This window comes from Corynebacterium sp. MSK041 (assembly GCF_030232265.1).
In the GTDB taxonomy this organism is placed as follows: domain Bacteria; phylum Actinomycetota; class Actinomycetes; order Mycobacteriales; family Mycobacteriaceae; genus Corynebacterium.
The window spans coordinates 71,594-89,487 of the sequence record NZ_JASPJK010000010.1; the positions used below are offsets into that span (position 1 = coordinate 71,594).

Here is a 17,894-nt window from a genome sequence, read left to right on the forward strand (position 1 = left end):
CCCACTAGAGCCATAGTTGGCGGCGGTGGCTCAGAACGCGGCGGAGATCCCGTGCGCGGCGGGCATCAAAGTCAGTCGCCGCAATAATCTGCTCTGCTGCATCCTCTGTGGCGACAAGGGCAAGACGCATAACAGAGTCCGTCGCCCTTGCATTCAAACCGATCTCGGCGCAGAAAGCCCGAAAAATCTTTCCACTGATGCTGTCCTTTTTGCCCTGGATGGACAGTGCCATCGTGGTGTCGCCGTAGGGGAGGGTGGACGGAATGTCGTAGATGGGGGAGACCTCTGCCATTCCATCGCGCCAGATCAATGACATGTTCTTGGCGTGGAGATCGCCGTTGCCCGTCAGCCATGCCAACGCCACCTGAAAAGCGAGATTGCGAGCTGTCAATAATGGTGAAGAGCTCACCGCCATAAGTGCTTGCACCACCTCCTCCATTGCTGGGTTGTACTTCTCACTGGGGTAGAGCCCCATGATCTGGGCGCCGTCTTCGACATGAAGCCGTTCAACCCCCACGCGGTCGAAGCGGGAGATGAGGAGGCCGGGGCGGGAGGAGGTGTCGGTAAGCAATTGCACCTGCGCTAACGGAAACCCTGCGGTGCGGGCAATGCTGAAGCACGCTGCTTCATTTTCCACGAGCTGTGGGTACTCAGGGGGCGAAACTTTGAGAATGTACTCGGTGCCAGCGCCGCGGACTGGGGCCGCGATTGTGCGGGCGGATGCTTTATCCTGCACTCCCGGCACGGCGATCGGGTCGGTGATCCCCGCGGTGGTCAGTGCTTGTGAAAAGTCGAGTTCACCATCTAAATCGATGGCTGCGGAAGTTGACTGGGGTTGCTGCCCATGGGGAACCACCACAACGTCCCCAACCGTGTTGGATCCAACGGCAAGGAGCAACGCCAGTTCGTCATCCAACGATGCCTTCACTGTGCGCTTGAGGCTAGAAAGACGCCGACCTTCCGGCAGCAAATTGGTGAAAAACGGGGGAATCGCCCCACCAAACGTGGTGTAAGGCGAACCCTGAATAGGCAAACTGGTTGCGACCGCGCCAGGGGCGTCCGCCACATAGTGAAACTCGGTGACACCACCTGGCTGCTTGGAGAAATAGCCGGCAAGCACGCCTGCCTTGTACACATCCGCGACAATCACAGCAGATCACCCCGGTGGACCCGTGGCTCTAAGTCGAAGCCGAGGGTGGATAGCACGGTGAAGACCTTGCCCACTTCGGCCGTTGGTTTGCCCTTCTCCAGCTCTCGCAGGAAACGATCCGACACCCCCGCCAGGTCGGCGAGGTCTACCTGTGTCAGGCCGACGCGTTTACGTTGGGCCCGAACGAACTGGCCAAGCGCGCTGACATCCATGGGGTGGCTCCTCTCGTGGTGGTTTTGATGTGGGCGTGGCGGAGCGGCCGTTCCGAATTTTCTTGGTTGTGGTATCAGGTTACCTGTGGGCCGCCAGAAACGGAATGGGCGATCCGAATTTCGTGATTCTCGGGCGGACTGAGTCTTGATGAACGCTGGATCGGTGCGTGCGTTCCGAATTTGGTGGGCGGGGCCAGGGACTTTAGACCTCCCCGGCGAAGATTGCCGCGACGGCTCGGCGGTCGGGTTTGCCGGGGCCGGTGGTGGGGATCATGCGGAAGTGGCGGAGGTCTTTGGGGATCTGCCAGCGGGGGAGATCATCAAACGCCTCGATGAGGTCACCCAATTCGGCAGAGCCGGAGTAGGCGGCGCAGACGCGGTGGCCGAAGCGGTCGTCGGGAACACCGACGACGCAGGCGCCGGTGACGCCGTCGAGGGAGAGCATGAACTCCTCAAGCAGTTCAGGCTGGAGTTTGAGTCCGCCGGTTTCAATGAGGTTGTCCAGACGTCCACTGACGGTGAGAATCCCGTCCGTGAGTTCACCAGCATCGGAGGTGATGAACCACCCTGGTTCGGAAAAAGCCTCGTGGTCAGGCAGGTTGCGGTAGCCGTGCGCGATCATGGGGCCGCCGAGGTGAATACGGCCATCGCGGACGCGGACGTGGGCGCCGGCGATGGGGCGGCCGTCGTACACGCAGCCACCGGAGGTTTCAGAAGAGCCGTAGGTGGTCACCACATTGATGCGCAGTTTGGCTGCCGAGTCGAGCATTTTCGGGTTGATGCGGCCGCCGCCGACCAAGATGGCGTCGAAAAGCCTTAAGGCTTCGATCCCGGCGAGGGTGCTCATGATCTTGTTGAGCTGCATCGGGGCGAGCGAGGTGTACATGCGGTCGCCGGTGGCGGCGAGTGTTTCGGCGCGTGCGACGAAGTCAGAGGTGTGGAAGCCGTCGGTGAGGTCGACGAATTCCGGCTCGACGCCGGCGACCATGCTGCGCACGAGGACCTGCAGGCCCGCGATGTGGTGCGCCGGCATGGCCAGCAGCCACTGGCCCGGGCCACCCAAAGCCTGGTGGGTGGCATCGGCGCTGGAGATGAGATTCACCGGTGTGAGCTGTGCACCCTTCGGCGTGCCCGTGGAACCAGAGGTAGCCACCACTACTGCGATGTCATCCGCGATGGACTGGCCCGCGCGCATGCTCACGCGGAGTTTGTCCGCCCGCGTCGGGTCATTCGCCGGGACCGGGAGCAGCGCGCATTCGCCAGAGATCGCCGCTTCCAGGTCCGGCATGATCGCCAGGGGATCAGCCAGGTCAACGGGGAGGAGTTCGAGCATGTTGGGCACGCGCGTCATCCTAGCGTGAGTCAATCTCCTCCTGTGGGAGGAGGAGTCGGGCTGGGGCAGCGGGATAGGCTCATGTTTGTGCGTATGAAATCCGGTGAGCTCGTTGTCACTTCGCTGGCGGCTGGGTTGGCGCTGGTGTACACGGTACCGCTGTTCACTGGCCATGTAGCTGCCCAGGATTGGGTTCAAGTGCTTCTGTCCTGGTGTTTTGTTGGGGCGCTGTCACGGTGGCAGAGAAATCCGTTGACATCATCAACATTGATGGTGTTGTTGAACGTGGCGTGGTCAGTGCTGTGGGTAGCGGCACCGACGAATATTGGTTACACGGTGTGGGTGGTGTTGGTTCCGCTGGCGGTTTATACCGGACGCCGCCATGCCCAGGACATCCACGGCGGCAAGAGGGATGGTGGGTCCAATCGTGGGATGTGGCGTGCCACGCTACTCACCGCGGTTGCGGCAGCGTGGTGTTTCATTTCCCCGTTCATGTGGACGTGGGACGAGGGCTTCATGCTGTTCTACCGGCGACCGCCGGATGCAGCGTTGACGTTGTTGTTTCACTGGGCGGTCATTGCTGTGGCGTATCTTCTTGCGGCGAGTGGGGCTGCTGAAGAGGAGGCGGAGAAGCATAGGTCGCGTATGCGGGAGCAGCGTTTGGTTGCGGCGCGGGAGGAGGAGCGGCTGAACACGGCCCGCGATATTCACGATGTGCTGGGCCATTCGCTGACGCTGATCAAGGTGCAGGCTAATGCGGGGCTGGCTGCAGGGACGGAACGAGAATCGCTTGAGCTTATCCGGGACACAGCGGGGGACGCGCTTGCGGACATTCGCTTGTTGGTCAAAGGGCTCCGGGATGAGGGGCCCGGGCTCGCGCCTGCCGTGACGGCTGAATCGCTTCCAGCGGTGATTGAGCGTTTTCGTGCCAGTGGCATGACGGTCACGCTGGATGCGCCGGAGCGGTTGAGCGTGCCTACTGTGACGGCCCAGGCGCTCAACAGGATCGTCGCGGAAGCGCTCACCAATGCGGTCAAGCACCAGGAGAATCCGGTGGCGCGGGTTGCGGTTGAGCAGGGCCCGGAGGCGATCGTTGTGACGATTGCGTCGGTGGGCCGTACGCAGCCGCAGCCGGGAGCGGGCACGGGGATCGTCGGTATGCGGGAGCGTGCACGCGCGACGGGCGGGACCTTCGAAATTGAACACGAAGACAATAAGGTTACTGTCACCGCAGTGCTGGGAGTTTGAGATGCGCATTTTGCTTGCCGACGATCAACCGCTCCTCCTCCACGCCCTCACCACCATCCTGAACGCGCAACCGGATTTTGAGGTGGTGGCCACTGCTGCTGATGGTGAGAAGGCGGTGGAGCAGGTGAAACAACACGACATTGATGTGGCTGTGCTGGATATCCGTATGCCAGTGCTTGATGGGATTTCCGCGGCACGTCAGATCATGCCACTTGGCCCGAAAGTGATCATGTTGACCACCTTTGATGATGATGCGTTGGTAAAAGCTGCGATTGAAGCCGGCGTTCACGGATTCCTGCTCAAGGACGCTGATCCGGAGGTGCTGGCGGAGGCCATCCGGACGGTTTTTCGTGGTGAATCTGTCCTGGCTAGTGGTGTGACAGGGAAGGTGCTGGAGTGGGTGCGAGGTGGGGTGGATAGGCACAACGCTCTAAGTAACGAGCAGAGGCAAGCCCTTTCCTTTCTCACCCGACGCGAGGTGGAGGTGCTGGCCGAAATTGGAACTGGAGCAACGAATGCGGAGCTAGCTCAGCGGCTATTTATCGCGGAGACCACAGTGAAAACACATGTGAAGAATTTGCTGCACAAGCTCGGTGCACGCGACCGAGTTGCCCTGGTGCTCTTTGCGCAGCGCGCTGGGATAGTGGACTAGAAAATCCTCCCACGGGGGGATTACACATCTGACCTGGACAACAAAGATGGTGTGCATGATCAGTTCGCACCTTGCTTGTTCAGATGTTTCCGTTACTTTTGGTGACCACCATGTCTTGAAAGATGTGTCGCTGACAACGTCACCTGGTCGTGTGCATGCGCTGCTTGGCCCGAACGGTGCCGGCAAGTCCACGCTGATGTCGATGCTGCTTGGCCTGATTAAGCCCGATCATGGCAACGTGACGTTGATGGGGCAGCCTTTCAAGCGATCCCAGTTGCGTTTTGTTGGGGCCTCCATCAATGACCCGGCGTTTTACGGCCACCTCAGTGCCCGCGACAACCTGCGGGTACACACAACATTGCTCGGTCTGCCGGATTCGGAGGCAGATCGAGTCATTGAGCTTGTCGGGCTGGAGGCCGCGGGGAAGAAGAAAGCGTCTACTTTCTCCACCGGCATGAAGGGGCGTCTCGCTCTGGCACAAGCACTGCTCGGTGAACCACCGGTGTTGGTGCTCGATGAACCTCAGAACGGTCTTGACCCGGAAGGCATTGCGCACTTGCGTGAGTATTTGAAGGACTATGCCCGCGCCGGGCGCACCGTGCTGGTCAGTTCGCATCAGCTTGGTGAGGTCCTTCACCTGGCCGATGATGCGACCGTGATCGCCGATGGCACCGTGCGTTTTGCAGGTGAATTACGCGAGCTCGGCCCGAACTTGGAGGAATCCTTCTTCCAGCTCACCCGTGGCACTGCTGCGAACGGGGAGGTGCTCTAAAACAATGCGGGAACTGCGTGCTGAATGCATCCGTGCGAAAGGCTCCGTCCTGTGGTGGCTCGCCGGCAGTGGTCTAGTGCTGGGCTTAGTCCTGTCGGGAATGTCGCTGGCCGGCGTTGTTGAAGACGCTTCCGACATGCTCAACTGGCAAGCATTGCTGGTCACGGGCATGCTCGCGCCGATCGCCGCACTGTATGCGGGGCTGGTGGAGCAACGGGAAAAACAGTCGCGCTCGGGCGGAACGCTGTGGCGCCCGGCTTCGCAGCATGCGACACGCGCGGCCCGGCTTGTGGTGGTGTGGGTAGCGCTTGGTTTGTTTTTCTTGCTTGATTTCGGTGCGACATGGGCGCTTGCTGCGCTTTTCGGTCTCGAGCACGCGGCGCGCGTCCTATTGATCGGAGTTTTCACGTGGGTCGGTTCGCTCGGTGTTGCTGGCGTAGCTGCGGCAGTGAGCCGCCGCTACGGTCTTATCGTTGCGCTCGCTGGTTCCCTCATTTGGCAGTTCCTCGGCTATTCCGCGGAGCATGACTGGTGGTGGCTCAGCCCCGGCGCGTGGCCTATGCGTCTCGTGCTGCCCACGATGGGGCTGCACTTCAATGCAACACCATTGGAGGCAGATTCGCCGTTGCGGTATGAGTCACCGTGGCCGGCCTTCGCTCTGTGCGTGCTGCTCGCCGTGGTGGGGATGGCGTGCACAGTGCTTGTTCCAGCGCGGCCGACGCCTCTGCGCTTGCGCCGCCAAACCGTCCATGCGGTGACCGCGCCGGTAGCTGATAACCCTGCAATACCCGCTGTGAACCGTCCGGCCGCCGTGCCACACCTGGCAGCACTTCGTGGCATTCATCGCGCTGCGTTGAATCCGGCGGTGATTGGGTGCGTGGTCTTGTCCGTGCTGGTCATGCTGCTCGCACTGCGCTACGACCCATCCGTACGCACGGGCTTGTTCACCTATGCGATCCTGCCCGTCGGTGCGGGTCTTCTCCCAGTACTCGTGTGGCCACAGTTGCGGCCGGCCTGGTCGCTCATGCAGATCGAGCACGCGCGCGTCCGCGCAGCACTTCTTGGTTGGCTGCTCATTGTGGTCACGCTCGTTGCGCTCGTTGCCACGGTGACCTGCGGGGCAATGCCTATCGACGCTGCGCGTCGCCTCCTCCTCGCCGCCCTCATCGGCGGCGCGATGGTATTCCTCTCACTGGCCGTTACTGTTCGTTGGGGCGTGGGGTGGACACTCGCTCTGACACTGGCCGTGACCATCTTCTCCGCCACGATTGGCGGAGATGTCCTTGCCAAGAGCGCGCTCTGGGTGATCGCGCCGACGGCTTGGCCGGAAACTGCCACCACTTATCCTCGCTTCATCACAGCCGTTGGATTGGGGCTTGTGTTCTTGGTCAGCAGTGCTGCCACGGCTCACTGGCAGCTCCAGGGACCACAGCGTCGGCGTTAGCTGGATTTGTGTAGGTGGGGGTAAATAATTTTCAACCGCTGACGTTTGTGTTTCTTTAAAAAACATATTTTGGGGAACTTGTGCGTCACAGGATGCGACTTTTATTGCGTCCCAATCTCAATCGAAAGGTGCACATGTGTCTCGGACAACACGCCAACGCAGCGGCTTGCCCGCGCTGACCAGAAGAATTCACTTTTATGCCGGGCTGTTTATCGCCCCGTTCATTTTCATCGCGGCACTCAGTGGCGCGCTGTATGCCATCGCGCCCACCCTGGAAAACCTCGTGTACAAAGATGTGCTGACCGTGTCCGCGCCGGAAGGCGGCGATGCCACGGAGGTGCCGCTGGCCAGCCAAATCAAGGCCGCGCAAAATTCGCACCCCGACATGGATGTGGCGCAGGTCTGGCCGTCCTCGAAGGCTGATGAGCCGACGCGCGTGCTGCTTATCGACGAATCCTTGGCCGACAACAGCGAACTCCGCAGCATCTTCGTCGACCCGTACACCGGCTCGGTGATGGGCGATGAGCCGAGCTACTCCGGTTTGGGTGAGCTGCCGCTGCGCCACTGGATTTCTGCTACACACAAAAATTTGCACCTGGGCGAGGTGGGTGAGCTCTACTCCGAGATCGCCGCGAGCTGGTTGTGGGTTGTGGCCCTGGGCGGCTTGTTCCTGTGGTGGCGCATGGCCCGCAAGCGTGCGCTGACTGGTCTGGAGAACAAGAGCGGCCGCCGCCGTAAGGTTCTCAACTTGCACGGTGTGGCCGGCACCTGGTTGCTGGTGGGCATGCTTGGCCTGTCCGCGACGGGTATCACCTGGTCTGTGTTTGCCGGTGGCAACGTCGATCGCACGATTACGTGGCTTGGCGGCAAGGCGGAACCGATTGAGACCTCGCTGGTTGCCCAGCCTGAGGCTGCTGAAGCTGATCCGCATGCGGAACATAATCACTCTGGTGCTGCGGCTGCCGGCGGCCTGACCCCCGCGCAGATTTCCGATCAAGCAGCGACCGTCCTGGACACCGCACGCGCTGAAGGTCTGACAGGTCAGCTCCGACTCTTTGTCCCAGAAGACACTGACCACGCATGGCAGGCCAGCGAACGCTGGGTGCCGTGGCGTCTCACCTCCGACGCAGTGAGCGTCAACGGTGAAACCGGTGAGGTTGTAGACCGCCTGCCGTTCTCGGAGCTGCCACTGTTTTCCAAACTCACCCAGTGGGGCATCTACATGCACATGGGCATCATGTTCGGCCTGGCTCTGCAGATCACCCTCGCCCTCGTTGCTCTGGGGATCTGCGCGATGGTGGTGATGGGCTACATCATGTGGTGGCGCCGTCGCCCCACCAAGAACGGTGTTGCCGGTGTTCCGGGCCGCGCTGATCTGACCCGCACGGACTGGGTCATCATCGCTGCCGTGGGTATCCCAGTGGGCTTGTTCCTACCGTTGCTGGGTCTCAGCTTTGCGGCCATGCTGGTTGCAGACAGGCTTCTAGCGCGCCGCAGGAAGCCCGCCACGGAGTCCGCTGTGGAGTCCGAGAGCGACCTGAACGCAGGATTGAACCCGGAGCCAGAGCCGGAGAAAAAACCCCAGCTCGCCTAGTAATAGAACGGGAACTCGTCCCAGTTCGGCGGGCGCTTCTCTAGGAAGGAGTCGCGGCCTTCCACCGCCTCGTCGGTCATGTAGGCGAGGCGGGTGGCTTCGCCGGCGAAGACTTGTTGGCCCATGAGGCCGTCGTCAAGCAGGTTGAATGCGAACTTGAGCATGCGCTGGGCAGTGGGTGACTTGCCGTTGATTTCGCGGGCGACCTGGATGGCCTCGTTTTCGAGCTCCGCGTGGTCGGCGACGATGTTCACGGCGCCCATGCGGTGCATGTCTTCAGCGGAGTAGCTGCGGCCGAGGAAGAAGATCTCGCGGGCGAATTTCTGTCCGACTTGCTTGGCCAGGTAGGCGGAGCCGTAGCCGCCGTCGAAGGAGCCGACATCGGCGTCGGTCTGCTTGAAGCGGGCTTCCTCGCGCGATGCGATGGTCATGTCGCACACGACGTGGAGGGAGTGCCCGCCGCCGGCCGCCCACCCGTTCACTACAGCGATGACCACCTTCGGCATCGTGCGGATGAGACGCTGGACCTCCAGGATGTGTAGGCGGCCGCCCTCGGCTTTTACGCGGGCTTCATCGACATGCTCCGCGGTGGCGGCTTCCACATCACCGTCGTGGCTGGTGGCGTACTGGTAGCCGGAACGGCCACGAATGCGCTGGTCACCGCCGGAACAGAACGCCCAGCCGCCATCCTTCGGGGAGGGGCCATTGCCGGTGAGCAGCACAACACCGACAGACGGATCCCGGCGCGCGTGGTCGAGCGCCCGGTAGAGCTCATCCACCGTGTGCGGACGGAAAGCATTGCGCACTTCTGGCCGGTTAAACGCAATGCGCACGATGCCGTTCGCGCGGCCCTCACCGGCGTGACGGTGGTAGGTGATGTCGGTGAAATCAAAACCCTCAACGGCCTTCCACTGTGACGGGTCGAAGGGCTGGGCGGTGGAATAAGTAGCGGAGTTGGTCATTCCGTCATTGTGCCATTGAGTGTGTTTGGGCGCGGTCGAGATATCTGCCCGTTTACCGGATCCGCTTTTGAATAACGCCTGGTCGCGATTTTTGGGATGAGAGAAATCTCGGATCCCTTGCGTGGCCCACTAGAGTAAACCTCCAGAACACGGCGTGGAGGTGAAGGATTTGGAGCTGGCGGACATTCTGGACCGCGCCCATGTGGTTGCGTTGCCGATGGTGGTGCCGTTTCGGGGGATCACTACGCGGGAGGCCCTGCTCATCGAGGGCCCGGCGGGCTGGGGCGAGTTCGCACCCTTCGTGGAGTACGGCCACGAAGAATCTGCCGTCTGGTTGCGCGCCGGGTTGGAGGCCGCCTACCAGGGCTATCAGGGGATTGACCTGGGAGATCGCGCCGTGCGCATCAATGGAACGGTGCCCGCGGTTGCCGCCTCTGAGGTCGAGGGGGTGCTCGAGCGTTTCCCGGGGGTGGGCACCTTCAAAATCAAGGTGGCGGAGAAAGGGCAGACGCTTATCGACGACATCTCCCGCATCGCCGCCGTCCACACCCACCGCCCCGATGCGGAACTGCGCGTGGATGCGAACGGTGGCTGGTCAGTCGACGAGGCGGTCCAGGCGGCTGAGGCCTTGGCGGATGCCGCTGGTGGGATGCTGCGCTACATTGAGCAGCCGTGCAAGACAGTGGAGGAGCTGGCGGAGGTGCGTCGCCGGATAGACGTGCCGGTTGCTGCGGATGAGTCCATTAGAAAAGCCGCGGACCCGTACCGTGTTGCCGAACTTGATGCAGCGGATGTGGCGGTGGCCAAGGTGGCGCCGCTGGGTGGGGTGGGAAACACCCTGACAATTGCGAAGGATCTTGCCGCGCACAACATGAGCATCACCGTTGCTTCGGCGCTGGATACAGCAGTGGGAATTGGTGTGGGGTTGATCGTGGCGAAGGCGGTGGAGATGTCCATGGCTGGTGTCACTGTGAATGCCGCTGGGCTGGGCACACAAAGGTTGTTTGTAGAGGATGTTGTGGAAAAGCAGGAGCTTCGGAACGGCTGCTTGGAGGCTGCCCCGTGCGTTCCTGATCCGGACCGCTTGGCGGAGTTGGCAGCGCCCGGGGAGCGTAAGGATTTCTGGTTTGACCGGCTACGACGATGCTGGGACATTCTTGATGTCGCGGGTGGAAGCTACGATGTGCCCTATGGATGATCAGACGCGCAAGTTCCCGCGGGATAACTCAGACGACCGGACGGAATACTTGGGTTCGACCTCGCCGGCGCCACGGCAGTACATGCCGGATGAGGATAATCAGACGGCCTACATTGGTAATTATTCCTCCGGGTACGAGGACCGCTATAGCGATCCGCAGCCATATGACGAGCCCTATCGTCCGGCTGGCTACAACGGGCAGCAGTTCGCGCCTGAGAATGCCGGAAAATCAAACAGCGCCGCAATCGCATTGGGGATTATCGCGGTGCTCATGGCGCTCGCCGGGGTGGTGCTGTTCTTCCTGTGGCGTGGTGCGGAATCGCGCGCAAACCAGCCGCCACCAGCACCGGTCACACTCACCGAAACGGAAACGGTGACGACGGGGAAGGATGGCTTCTGGGAAAGCCTGTTCAACAGTGATAAAGACGGCGACGGTGAGATCACAGTGCCCACTGAGCTGCCATCGGAATTGCCCACTGCGATTCCCACGGAGGTCCCGGAAGATGTCAGGGATGATTTCCAGAGCATGCTGGATGATTTGAAGAAGCTTATTGACGAGATGAAGGCGTCCAATTAGATCCTCATAGATCTGATGAGAAAGAGAGTGTCTAACTCAGTGGATTCCCTAGACTCCCTCACGCTGGCACAGCATGTGGCGCAGGTGCTGGCAGAGCACGTCACGGATGTGGTGTTGAGCCCCGGCTCGCGTAATTCTCCTCTTGCGTACGCCTTACTGGCACGTGAGGACATCACAGTGCACGTGCGCATTGATGAGCGTTCGGCAGCGTTCACCGCCCTTGGTCTTGCGCGGGTGCAGCGGCGCCATGTGGGTGTGGTGATGACGTCGGGCACTGCCGTAGCCAACGCTTTCCCAGCGGTGGTGGAGGCTTACATGTCCCACACGCCGCTGGTGGTAGTGAGTGCGGACCGTCCAGAGCGCCTCGTGGGTACCGGTGCATCGCAGACCATCTGGCAGCAGGGCATCTTTGGCCGCTACGCAGAAACCCAACAGGTCACATCCCCAGCCGACCCGATTTCCTTTGCAGCGGATCAAGTACACATCAACGTTGCTTTTGACACCCCGCTCGTGCCACAGGCACTGCCGGAGCCGGCAGGCCAGCCGCGCAGGGTGGGGCCGGGTCGACTGGTCCGCGACGGGGCAGCTTTTGTAGACCACGGCGTGGTGGACGTGGACCTGGACAAAAACACCCTGGTCATTGCTGGTGATGAGGCATGGGACGTGCCTGGACTGGAGCACGTGCCCACCATTGCCGAGCCCACTGCGCCAACCCCATTCCATCACGTCCACCCGCTGGCGGCACGCTTCTTCGTGCAGGATGAGGTGGCTATTAGTCATGACGGTGGGGACTTCGCGGCGTCGACAAAGCCCGAGCAGGTCATCGTGGTCGGGCATCCGACGCTCCACCGGGATGTGCTGGCGCTCATGGGGGATTCGACCATTGAGGTCATCGGCCTGTCCCGCACGGACACGTTCACCGGTAACCCGCAGCGCCGTGGCAGCCGGGTGAACGTTACGGGGCAACCCAGCGACACGTGGTTGAAGATCTGCGAGGCAGCTGGGGATGTCGGCGCGCAGACAGTGCGTGACGCACTGGCGGATGAGAAGTTTGGGTTCACTGGCCTGCACGCCGCGGCGGCGGTGTGTGACACGTTGGGCGTGGGTGACACGATGGTGCTGGGTTCTTCCAACCCGGTGCGCGACGCCAGCTTGGTGGGTATGCGCTTCGATGGCGTTTCGACGTTTGCGGCACGCGGCGCAGCCGGCATCGATGGGACGATCTCCCAGGCCGTTGGTATTGCCATGGCAACTCAGGCGCTTCACCCGGAGGAGATCCGCGCACCCCGCACTGTTGCGCTGATGGGGGACCTGACGTTCCTGCATGACATTGGTGGGCTCCTCGTCGGTGGCGAAGGGATTGTGCAGCCGCGGCCGAGCAACCTCACCATCGTGGTGGCCAATGACAATGGTGGAGGCATCTTCGAAGCACTAGAGGTGGGTGCGCCGAGCGTGCGCGACCAGTTCGAGCAGGCTTTTGGCACCCCGCATGATGTGGATATTGAGTCCCTGTGTGAGGGCTACGGCGTTGCCTATGCGCGGGCAGAAAGCACAGCTGAGCTGACCGATGCGTTGATGGACAACATCGATTCCCCGCACCCGGTTCTGGTCATTGAGGCCGTGACTACGCGCACGTCCCGCCGGGACCTGGCTGAGCGGTTGAAGAAGTAGGGCGAAAGGGCACACCGAGTGAGAATTGTTGTGACGCGGGAGACCGCCCGCCGCCGGCTCCACCAACTGATCATCGCGCTGTACATGTGCGCGATGCTCGGTAGCGTGGCCATGGTGGCTGGTCCGGCGTACAACGATTACCTCATTGCCAAGGACCCAGGCCGCGGCATCGCCACGGTGAACAGCGTGTCCACTCTGCGCATGTCGGTGGAGTACCAGGATGAGCAGGGGCGCTTCCACACCCCGCCGTACGGCTTGCTGTACCCATCCGGGATCGGGGAGGGGCAGCAGGTGTGGGTGGCGTATGCCAAGTCCAACCCCGACATCGTGAAGGTGGAGGGCCGTCAGTGGACGTTGGCCATCATCCCGGCGCTCTCAGTTGCTGCTGTGTCTACCCTGATTGCGGCTCTTGCTTGGTGGGCAGTGAGTGCTCTTGCCACCCCGCGTGATCGTCGGAAAAGAAAATTAACCTAAGGTTTCCCGTAATTCCATGACCAGTTCGGCGCAGGCATGGATAATGCCATCATGCGTGTTGCCATTGTTGCCGAGTCCTTCCTACCCAATGTCAATGGCGTAACCAACTCGGTTCTGCGAGTGCTGGAGCACCTCAAGGAGACGGGGGTAGAGGCAGTGGTCATCGCCCCCGGTGCTCGGGAATATCAGGAAGAAATCCCGGATTACCTTGGCTTTCCTATCGTGCGGGTGCCCACGATCATGGTGCCTCGCGTGGACTCCTTGCCCGTGGGTGTGCCCAGTGGCCGGGTGCTTCAAACGGTGAAAGATTTCAAGCCGGACATTATCCATTTGGCCAGTCCGTTTGTGTTGGGTGGGATTGGGGCGATCGTCGCTAAGCAACAAAAAGTGCCTTGCGTTGCGCTGTTCCAGACGGATGTGGCGGGCTTTGCTGCGAAGTACCGTCTGGGCTTGCTGGAATCGGCGGCGTGGCGGTGGACGCGCAGGCTGCACAATCTGACGCAGATGACGCTGGCGCCATCCTCGGTGGCGATTTCGGAGTTGGAGGCCCACAAAGTACGAAATGTGCACAAGTGGGGCCGCGGGGTGGATTCGGTGCTGTTCCACCCGCAGAAACGCCGTGAGGATCTGCGCGCGAAGTGGGATCCGACGGGGCAGAAGAAGCTGGTTGGCTACGTAGGCCGGTTGGCGTCGGAGAAGGGCGTGGAGCGTCTCGTGGCACTGTACGGCGATCCGAATATTCAGCTGGTCATCGTGGGAGATGGGCCACTGCGGCGTGATTTGGGCAAGCTCATGCCGGGCGCAGTGTTCACGGGGCAGCTCGGCGGTGAAAAGCTCGCCGCCGCCTACGCAAGCCTGGACCTGTTCGTACACCCAGGCGAGTTTGAAACCTTCGGGCAGACACTCCAAGAAGCGCAAGCTTCAGGCGTGCCGACGATTGGGCCGCGCGCCGGTGGCCCCATCGACACCATCCAGGAGGGCTACAACGGCCTGTTGCTGGATGTGGAGACCTTCGAACGTGACCTGCCGGCAGCCGCAGCGCATATTCTCGCCGACGAGAACCTGGCCACCATGAGCGCTAACGCGCGCACATCCATCGAGGACAAGACATGGCCGGCGCTGTGTGATCAGTTGTTGGGCTACTACAACGATGTGCTCGATGCGTACCCCAAACACAAGGGTATAGACCGTTTCCCGCGCATTCACCCTGCGTGACTTAGACTCGGTGGCTATGGCCAAGGCGAACCTGGAGAAGGACCCACACGATGTTGCGGGAATGTTCGATGATGTGGGAAAGAACTACGACATCACCAACACGGTGATGACGGCTGGCCTGGACCGCTACTGGCGCAAGCGCACTCGCGAGCTGCTGGACGTCAAGCCGGGGGAGAAGGTCCTCGACCTCGCCGCCGGCACCGCCGTGTCCACCGTCGAACTGGCTAAATCCGGCGCATGGGTTGTGGCCTGCGACTTCTCCCAGGGAATGCTGCGCGCCGGGGCGCACCGCGATGTGCCGAAAGTGTGCGGGGACGCGATGCACTTGCCGTTCGCGGACGAATCTTTTGATGCCGTGACCATTTCCTACGGCCTGCGTAACGTCCACGATTTCAAGGCAGGTCTGCGCGAGATGGCACGTGTAACCAAGCCGGGTGGACGCTTGGTGGTCAACGAGTTTTCCACCCCCGTCGTGCCGGTGTTCTCCCAGCTGTACAGCCGCTATTTGCCCAAGATGATCCCACTTTTAGGCAAGGTGTTTTCCTCCAACGCGCCGGCGTATGAGTACCTCGCCGAATCCATCAAGGCGTGGCCCGCGCAAAAACAGCTCGCCGCTGACATCAATGCCAACGGCTGGGCCGAGTGCGAGTGGAAGAACCTGGCGTTTGGCATCGTTGCCCTGCACCACGCAGTAAAAAACTAATACCTCGTGTGAGCGTCAGCTCACACGAGGCTCCACAGAGGCGTATCCGCGCGCAAACCACTGACAACTTTCCCGGCGGTGCGCCAGGCGCGGGCGATGAGGTCCTTGTCCTCCTCCGTGATCAGGTTGCCCATGAGGCGTGCTGCCGCCGGCATGAGGTAGCGCCCACCAAGGTTGCGCATGGCCACCGGCCCGGCGATGGGGAGGAACTGGGGGTAGGTGAGCAGACGTGCGGCAGTGCGCGCAAGCATGAACGCCTCGCCGTAGCTCTCGCGCAGAACCCATGGCCAGGCCAAGGTAGCGTCCGCGCCGGGGCCTATGGATTGGATGAGGTCCACGGCCATGATGGCCGTTTCTAGTCCGTAGTCAATGCCTTCACCGTTGAGGGGGTTGACGCAGGCAGCGGCATCCCCGATGAGCATCCAGTTTGGGCCGGCCACGCCACTGACCGCGCCACCCATCGGTAACATCGCCGAGGTGATGTTCTGTGGCTCACCCAACTGCCACTCCTCGCGCACCTGGTCCGCGTACTGCACCAGGAGTTTCTTGGTGTTCACCTTCGCCGGACGGGCATCGGTGGACAGGGCGCCACAACCAAGGTTGACCTGGCCCGAGCCCAGCGGGAAGATCCAGCCGTAGCCGGGTTGGATCTGGCCATCCGCATCGTTGAGTTCGACGTGGGAGTGCATCCAGGGTTCGCTAGCAAGCGGAGAAGAGCAATACGAGCGCGCAGCGATGCCGTAGACCTCCCCACGGTGCCACTGGCGGCCGAGCTTCTTGCCAAAGGGGGAGCGCACACCGTCCGCCACGATGACCCAGCGCGCCAGGATCTGGCCGCGGGGCGTTTCCACCGCGGAGATGGAGCCGTCCGCACCGAAGGAGACGCCTGTGGCAGGGCAGTCATAGAACACGTAGGCGCCGGTGGTGGCTGCTAGTTCGGCCAAGGTGGCGTCGAAAAGCGTGCGTGGGCTGGCAGACCCTTCCGTGCCGTACACGCTGCGTGGCCACGGTGCGGTGACGGAACCCCCATAACCGTGGAGTTTCAGGCCACGGTTGCGGTAGGCGGGCAGCGCTGATTCGAGGCCGAGCTCTTTCAGCGCGTGGACCGCGCGGGGGGTCAGACCATCACCGCACGTCTTATCGCGGCCGGCGGGAGCGGCATCCACAACCACCGTGCTCATACCAGCCCGAACCGCGGCGATCGCGGCGGCGGAACCGGCGGGGCCAGCGCCGACAACCACGCAGTCATAGCGGCCTAAAAACGAATTCACGGTACTCACGGTACATATTGCCCTAATTGGATGTGGGGTGGACTACGGTAAAGGAGGTTCATATTCTCGCTGTAGACCCGCAAGGACGATAGATGACTCACGGCTCTCCTACGCCGCCCGCAGCCAGCAACCAGCTGGATCTTGGGGATGAGGCGCTGGCGGCTCGCGTTGCTGACGGGTTGGCCCGAGTGGAACAGCTCATGTTCCAGCGGCTCAACAGTGGGCAGGATTTCCTGTCCGCCAAGGTCACACACCTAGCCAAGGCTGGCGGTAAGCGATTCCGCCCGGTCATGGCCATGCTGGCTAGCGAGTTCGGCCCGCACCCCCAATCCGCCAACGTTGTGCGTGGCGCCACCATCGTTGAGATGGTGCACCTAGCCACGCTGTACCACGACGATGTGATGGATGAGGCGGACAAGCGTCGCGGAGTCGAGTCTGCCAATTCGCGGTGGACGAACACGGTAGCCATACTCTCCGGCGACTTCCTGCTGGCTGAGGCCTCCCGCATCATGAGTGAGATTGATACCGCCACCGTGGCTCACTTCGCCGAAACCTTCGGCCAGCTGGTCACCGGCCAGATGCGGGAGACCCTCGGCGCCGGCGACAACGACCCGATCGAGCATTACTTAAGCGTCATCCGTGAGAAGACCGGCGTGCTCATCGCCTCGGCCGCCCATCTCGGCGCGGTTCACTCCGGTGCGGATCAGCCCACGATTGATGCACTGACCAGGCTCGGCGAGGCCGTGGGCATGGTGTTCCAGATCGTCGACGACATCATCGACATCTTCTCCGACACCGATCAGTCCGGAAAAACACCTGGCACGGACCTGCGCGAAGGCGTGTTCACCCTGCCCGCGCTCTATGCCATGCAGGATCAAGGTCCCGCCGGGGAAGAGCTCCGTGCGCTTCTCACGGGGCCGCTTATCCACGATGCCGAGGTCACACGTGCCCTCACCCTCATCAGCCACACCGATGGCCGCGAACGTGCCCTCGACCGTGTCCGCGACTACTTGGCCGTGGTGGATGAGTGCCTGGATCAGCTCCCCGACATTCCGGCCAATGCGGCGATGCGTCAGATCGCCCGCTACACCGTCGACCGCGTGGGCTAAAGCGCGGAAACGTTTGTTAGCCAGCTGATTTGCACTTTGTCTGGGAGGCTACTGTAGAGTAGTCCAAGCACGCCAGGTTGCCCGAGCGGCCAAAGGGAGCGGACTGTAAATCCGCCGGCATTAGCCTTCAGAAGTTCGAATCTTCTACCTGGCACCAACACACCGAGAGGATCATTCCCTCGGTGTTTTTGTTTTCCCGGTCGGTCGCGCAGTGATGGGTTAGGGTTAAGGGGGGTTAAGGGTCAAAAAGTGTGTCTGGCCCCGGCGTGTCGTGGGGTTAGATTTGGCCTTTTTGGATGCCGATTGAGT

General features: G+C 61.7%; 17 protein-coding genes and 1 tRNA gene. 13 read left to right on the forward strand and 5 right to left on the reverse strand.

From position 1 onward, the window contains the following. Nucleotides 1-4: 4 nt before the first annotated feature. The 3 genes from QP968_RS08660 to menE all read right to left on the reverse strand — a co-directional run bounded on the left by QP968_RS08660 (nucleotide 5) and on the right by menE (nucleotide 2,713). Nucleotides 5-1,150 carry a type II toxin-antitoxin system HipA family toxin gene (locus tag QP968_RS08660; protein ID WP_284856005.1) on the reverse strand — a complete coding sequence of 382 codons (1,146 nt, stop codon included), beginning with the start codon at nucleotides 1,148-1,150 and terminating at the stop codon, nucleotides 5-7. Continuing rightward, nucleotides 1,147-1,362 (reverse strand): helix-turn-helix transcriptional regulator, encoded by a 216-nt coding sequence (locus QP968_RS08665; RefSeq protein WP_284856006.1) that lies wholly within the window; start codon nucleotides 1,360-1,362, stop codon nucleotides 1,147-1,149. Before QP968_RS08665 ends, QP968_RS08660 begins: the two co-directional genes overlap by 4 nt. A 202-nt stretch (nucleotides 1,363-1,564) precedes the next feature. Beyond that, on the reverse strand, nucleotides 1,565-2,713 hold the full coding sequence (gene menE / locus QP968_RS08670; RefSeq protein ID WP_284856020.1) for an o-succinylbenzoate--CoA ligase: 1,149 nt from the start codon (nucleotides 2,711-2,713) through the stop codon (nucleotides 1,565-1,567). A 75-nt stretch (nucleotides 2,714-2,788) separates the two neighbouring features. Between menE and QP968_RS08675 the strand changes: the two genes are divergently transcribed. The 5 genes from QP968_RS08675 (at nucleotide 2,789) to QP968_RS08695 (ending at nucleotide 8,405) form a co-directional block, all read left to right on the forward strand. Further along, the gene (locus tag QP968_RS08675) at nucleotides 2,789-3,943 is read left to right on the forward strand and encodes a sensor histidine kinase (RefSeq protein WP_284856021.1); all 1,155 of its coding nucleotides are present in this window, start codon (nucleotides 2,789-2,791) and stop codon (nucleotides 3,941-3,943) included. Between the two features lies 1 nt (nucleotide 3,944). Then, entirely contained in the window at nucleotides 3,945-4,595 is a 651-nt protein-coding gene (locus QP968_RS08680; protein WP_284856007.1) for a response regulator transcription factor, read from the forward strand. A 58-nt stretch (nucleotides 4,596-4,653) separates the two neighbouring features. Next, nucleotides 4,654-5,367 carry an ATP-binding cassette domain-containing protein gene (locus tag QP968_RS08685; protein ID WP_284856022.1) on the forward strand — a complete coding sequence of 238 codons (714 nt, stop codon included), beginning with the start codon at nucleotides 4,654-4,656 and terminating at the stop codon, nucleotides 5,365-5,367. A gap of 4 nt (nucleotides 5,368-5,371) precedes the next feature. After that, a complete protein-coding gene (locus QP968_RS08690; RefSeq protein ID WP_284856008.1) occupies nucleotides 5,372-6,811 on the forward strand; it encodes an ABC-2 family transporter permease in 1,440 nt (479 codons plus the stop codon). A gap of 136 nt (nucleotides 6,812-6,947) precedes the next feature. After that, nucleotides 6,948-8,405: a PepSY-associated TM helix domain-containing protein gene (locus QP968_RS08695; protein ID WP_284856009.1), complete on the forward strand. Its 1,458-nt coding sequence runs from the start codon at nucleotides 6,948-6,950 to the stop codon at nucleotides 8,403-8,405. Here QP968_RS08695 and QP968_RS08700 read toward each other — a convergent pair. After that, nucleotides 8,402-9,367, reverse strand: coding sequence for a 1,4-dihydroxy-2-naphthoyl-CoA synthase (locus QP968_RS08700; RefSeq protein ID WP_284856010.1), 966 nt, complete (start codon nucleotides 9,365-9,367; stop codon nucleotides 8,402-8,404). The two genes, QP968_RS08695 and QP968_RS08700, sit on opposite strands and share 4 nt — an antisense overlap. 160 nt (nucleotides 9,368-9,527) lie before the next feature. Here QP968_RS08700 and QP968_RS08705 point away from each other — a divergent pair, with 160 nt between their 5' ends. The 6 genes from QP968_RS08705 (at nucleotide 9,528) to QP968_RS08730 (ending at nucleotide 15,205) form a co-directional block, all read left to right on the forward strand. Next, on the forward strand, nucleotides 9,528-10,565 hold the full coding sequence (locus QP968_RS08705; RefSeq protein ID WP_284856023.1) for an o-succinylbenzoate synthase: 1,038 nt from the start codon (nucleotides 9,528-9,530) through the stop codon (nucleotides 10,563-10,565). After that, nucleotides 10,558-11,142 carry a hypothetical protein gene (locus QP968_RS08710; protein ID WP_284856011.1) on the forward strand — a complete coding sequence of 195 codons (585 nt, stop codon included), beginning with the start codon at nucleotides 10,558-10,560 and terminating at the stop codon, nucleotides 11,140-11,142. The genes QP968_RS08705 and QP968_RS08710 overlap by 8 nt, the downstream gene beginning before the upstream one ends. A 27-nt stretch (nucleotides 11,143-11,169) precedes the next feature. Further along, nucleotides 11,170-12,813, forward strand: coding sequence for a 2-succinyl-5-enolpyruvyl-6-hydroxy-3-cyclohexene-1-carboxylic-acid synthase (gene menD, locus QP968_RS08715; protein ID WP_284856012.1), 1,644 nt, complete (start codon nucleotides 11,170-11,172; stop codon nucleotides 12,811-12,813). Between the two features lie 84 nt (nucleotides 12,814-12,897). Then, on the forward strand, nucleotides 12,898-13,287 hold the full coding sequence (locus QP968_RS08720) for a DUF3592 domain-containing protein (protein WP_284856024.1): 390 nt from the start codon (nucleotides 12,898-12,900) through the stop codon (nucleotides 13,285-13,287). A gap of 51 nt (nucleotides 13,288-13,338) precedes the next feature. Continuing rightward, nucleotides 13,339-14,502, forward strand: coding sequence for a glycosyltransferase family 4 protein (locus tag QP968_RS08725; RefSeq protein ID WP_284856025.1), 1,164 nt, complete (start codon nucleotides 13,339-13,341; stop codon nucleotides 14,500-14,502). Between the two features lie 16 nt (nucleotides 14,503-14,518). Then, nucleotides 14,519-15,205 (forward strand): demethylmenaquinone methyltransferase, encoded by a 687-nt coding sequence (locus QP968_RS08730; RefSeq protein WP_284856013.1) that lies wholly within the window; start codon nucleotides 14,519-14,521, stop codon nucleotides 15,203-15,205. A 20-nt stretch (nucleotides 15,206-15,225) separates the two neighbouring features. On the opposite strand, the gene QP968_RS08735 is transcribed toward QP968_RS08730, so the two are convergent. Continuing rightward, nucleotides 15,226-16,476, reverse strand: a complete 1,251-nt coding sequence (locus QP968_RS08735) for a geranylgeranyl reductase family protein (RefSeq protein WP_284856014.1) — start codon at nucleotides 16,474-16,476, stop codon at nucleotides 15,226-15,228. 92 nt (nucleotides 16,477-16,568) lie between these two features. Between QP968_RS08735 and QP968_RS08740 the strand changes: the two genes are divergently transcribed. Both QP968_RS08740 and QP968_RS08745 read left to right on the forward strand, forming a co-directional pair. Further along, nucleotides 16,569-17,585 carry a polyprenyl synthetase family protein gene (locus tag QP968_RS08740; protein WP_284856015.1) on the forward strand — a complete coding sequence of 339 codons (1,017 nt, stop codon included), beginning with the start codon at nucleotides 16,569-16,571 and terminating at the stop codon, nucleotides 17,583-17,585. Between the two features lie 71 nt (nucleotides 17,586-17,656). Next, nucleotides 17,657-17,742 (forward strand) — tRNA-Tyr (locus tag QP968_RS08745). Nucleotides 17,743-17,894: the final 152 nt, after the last annotated feature.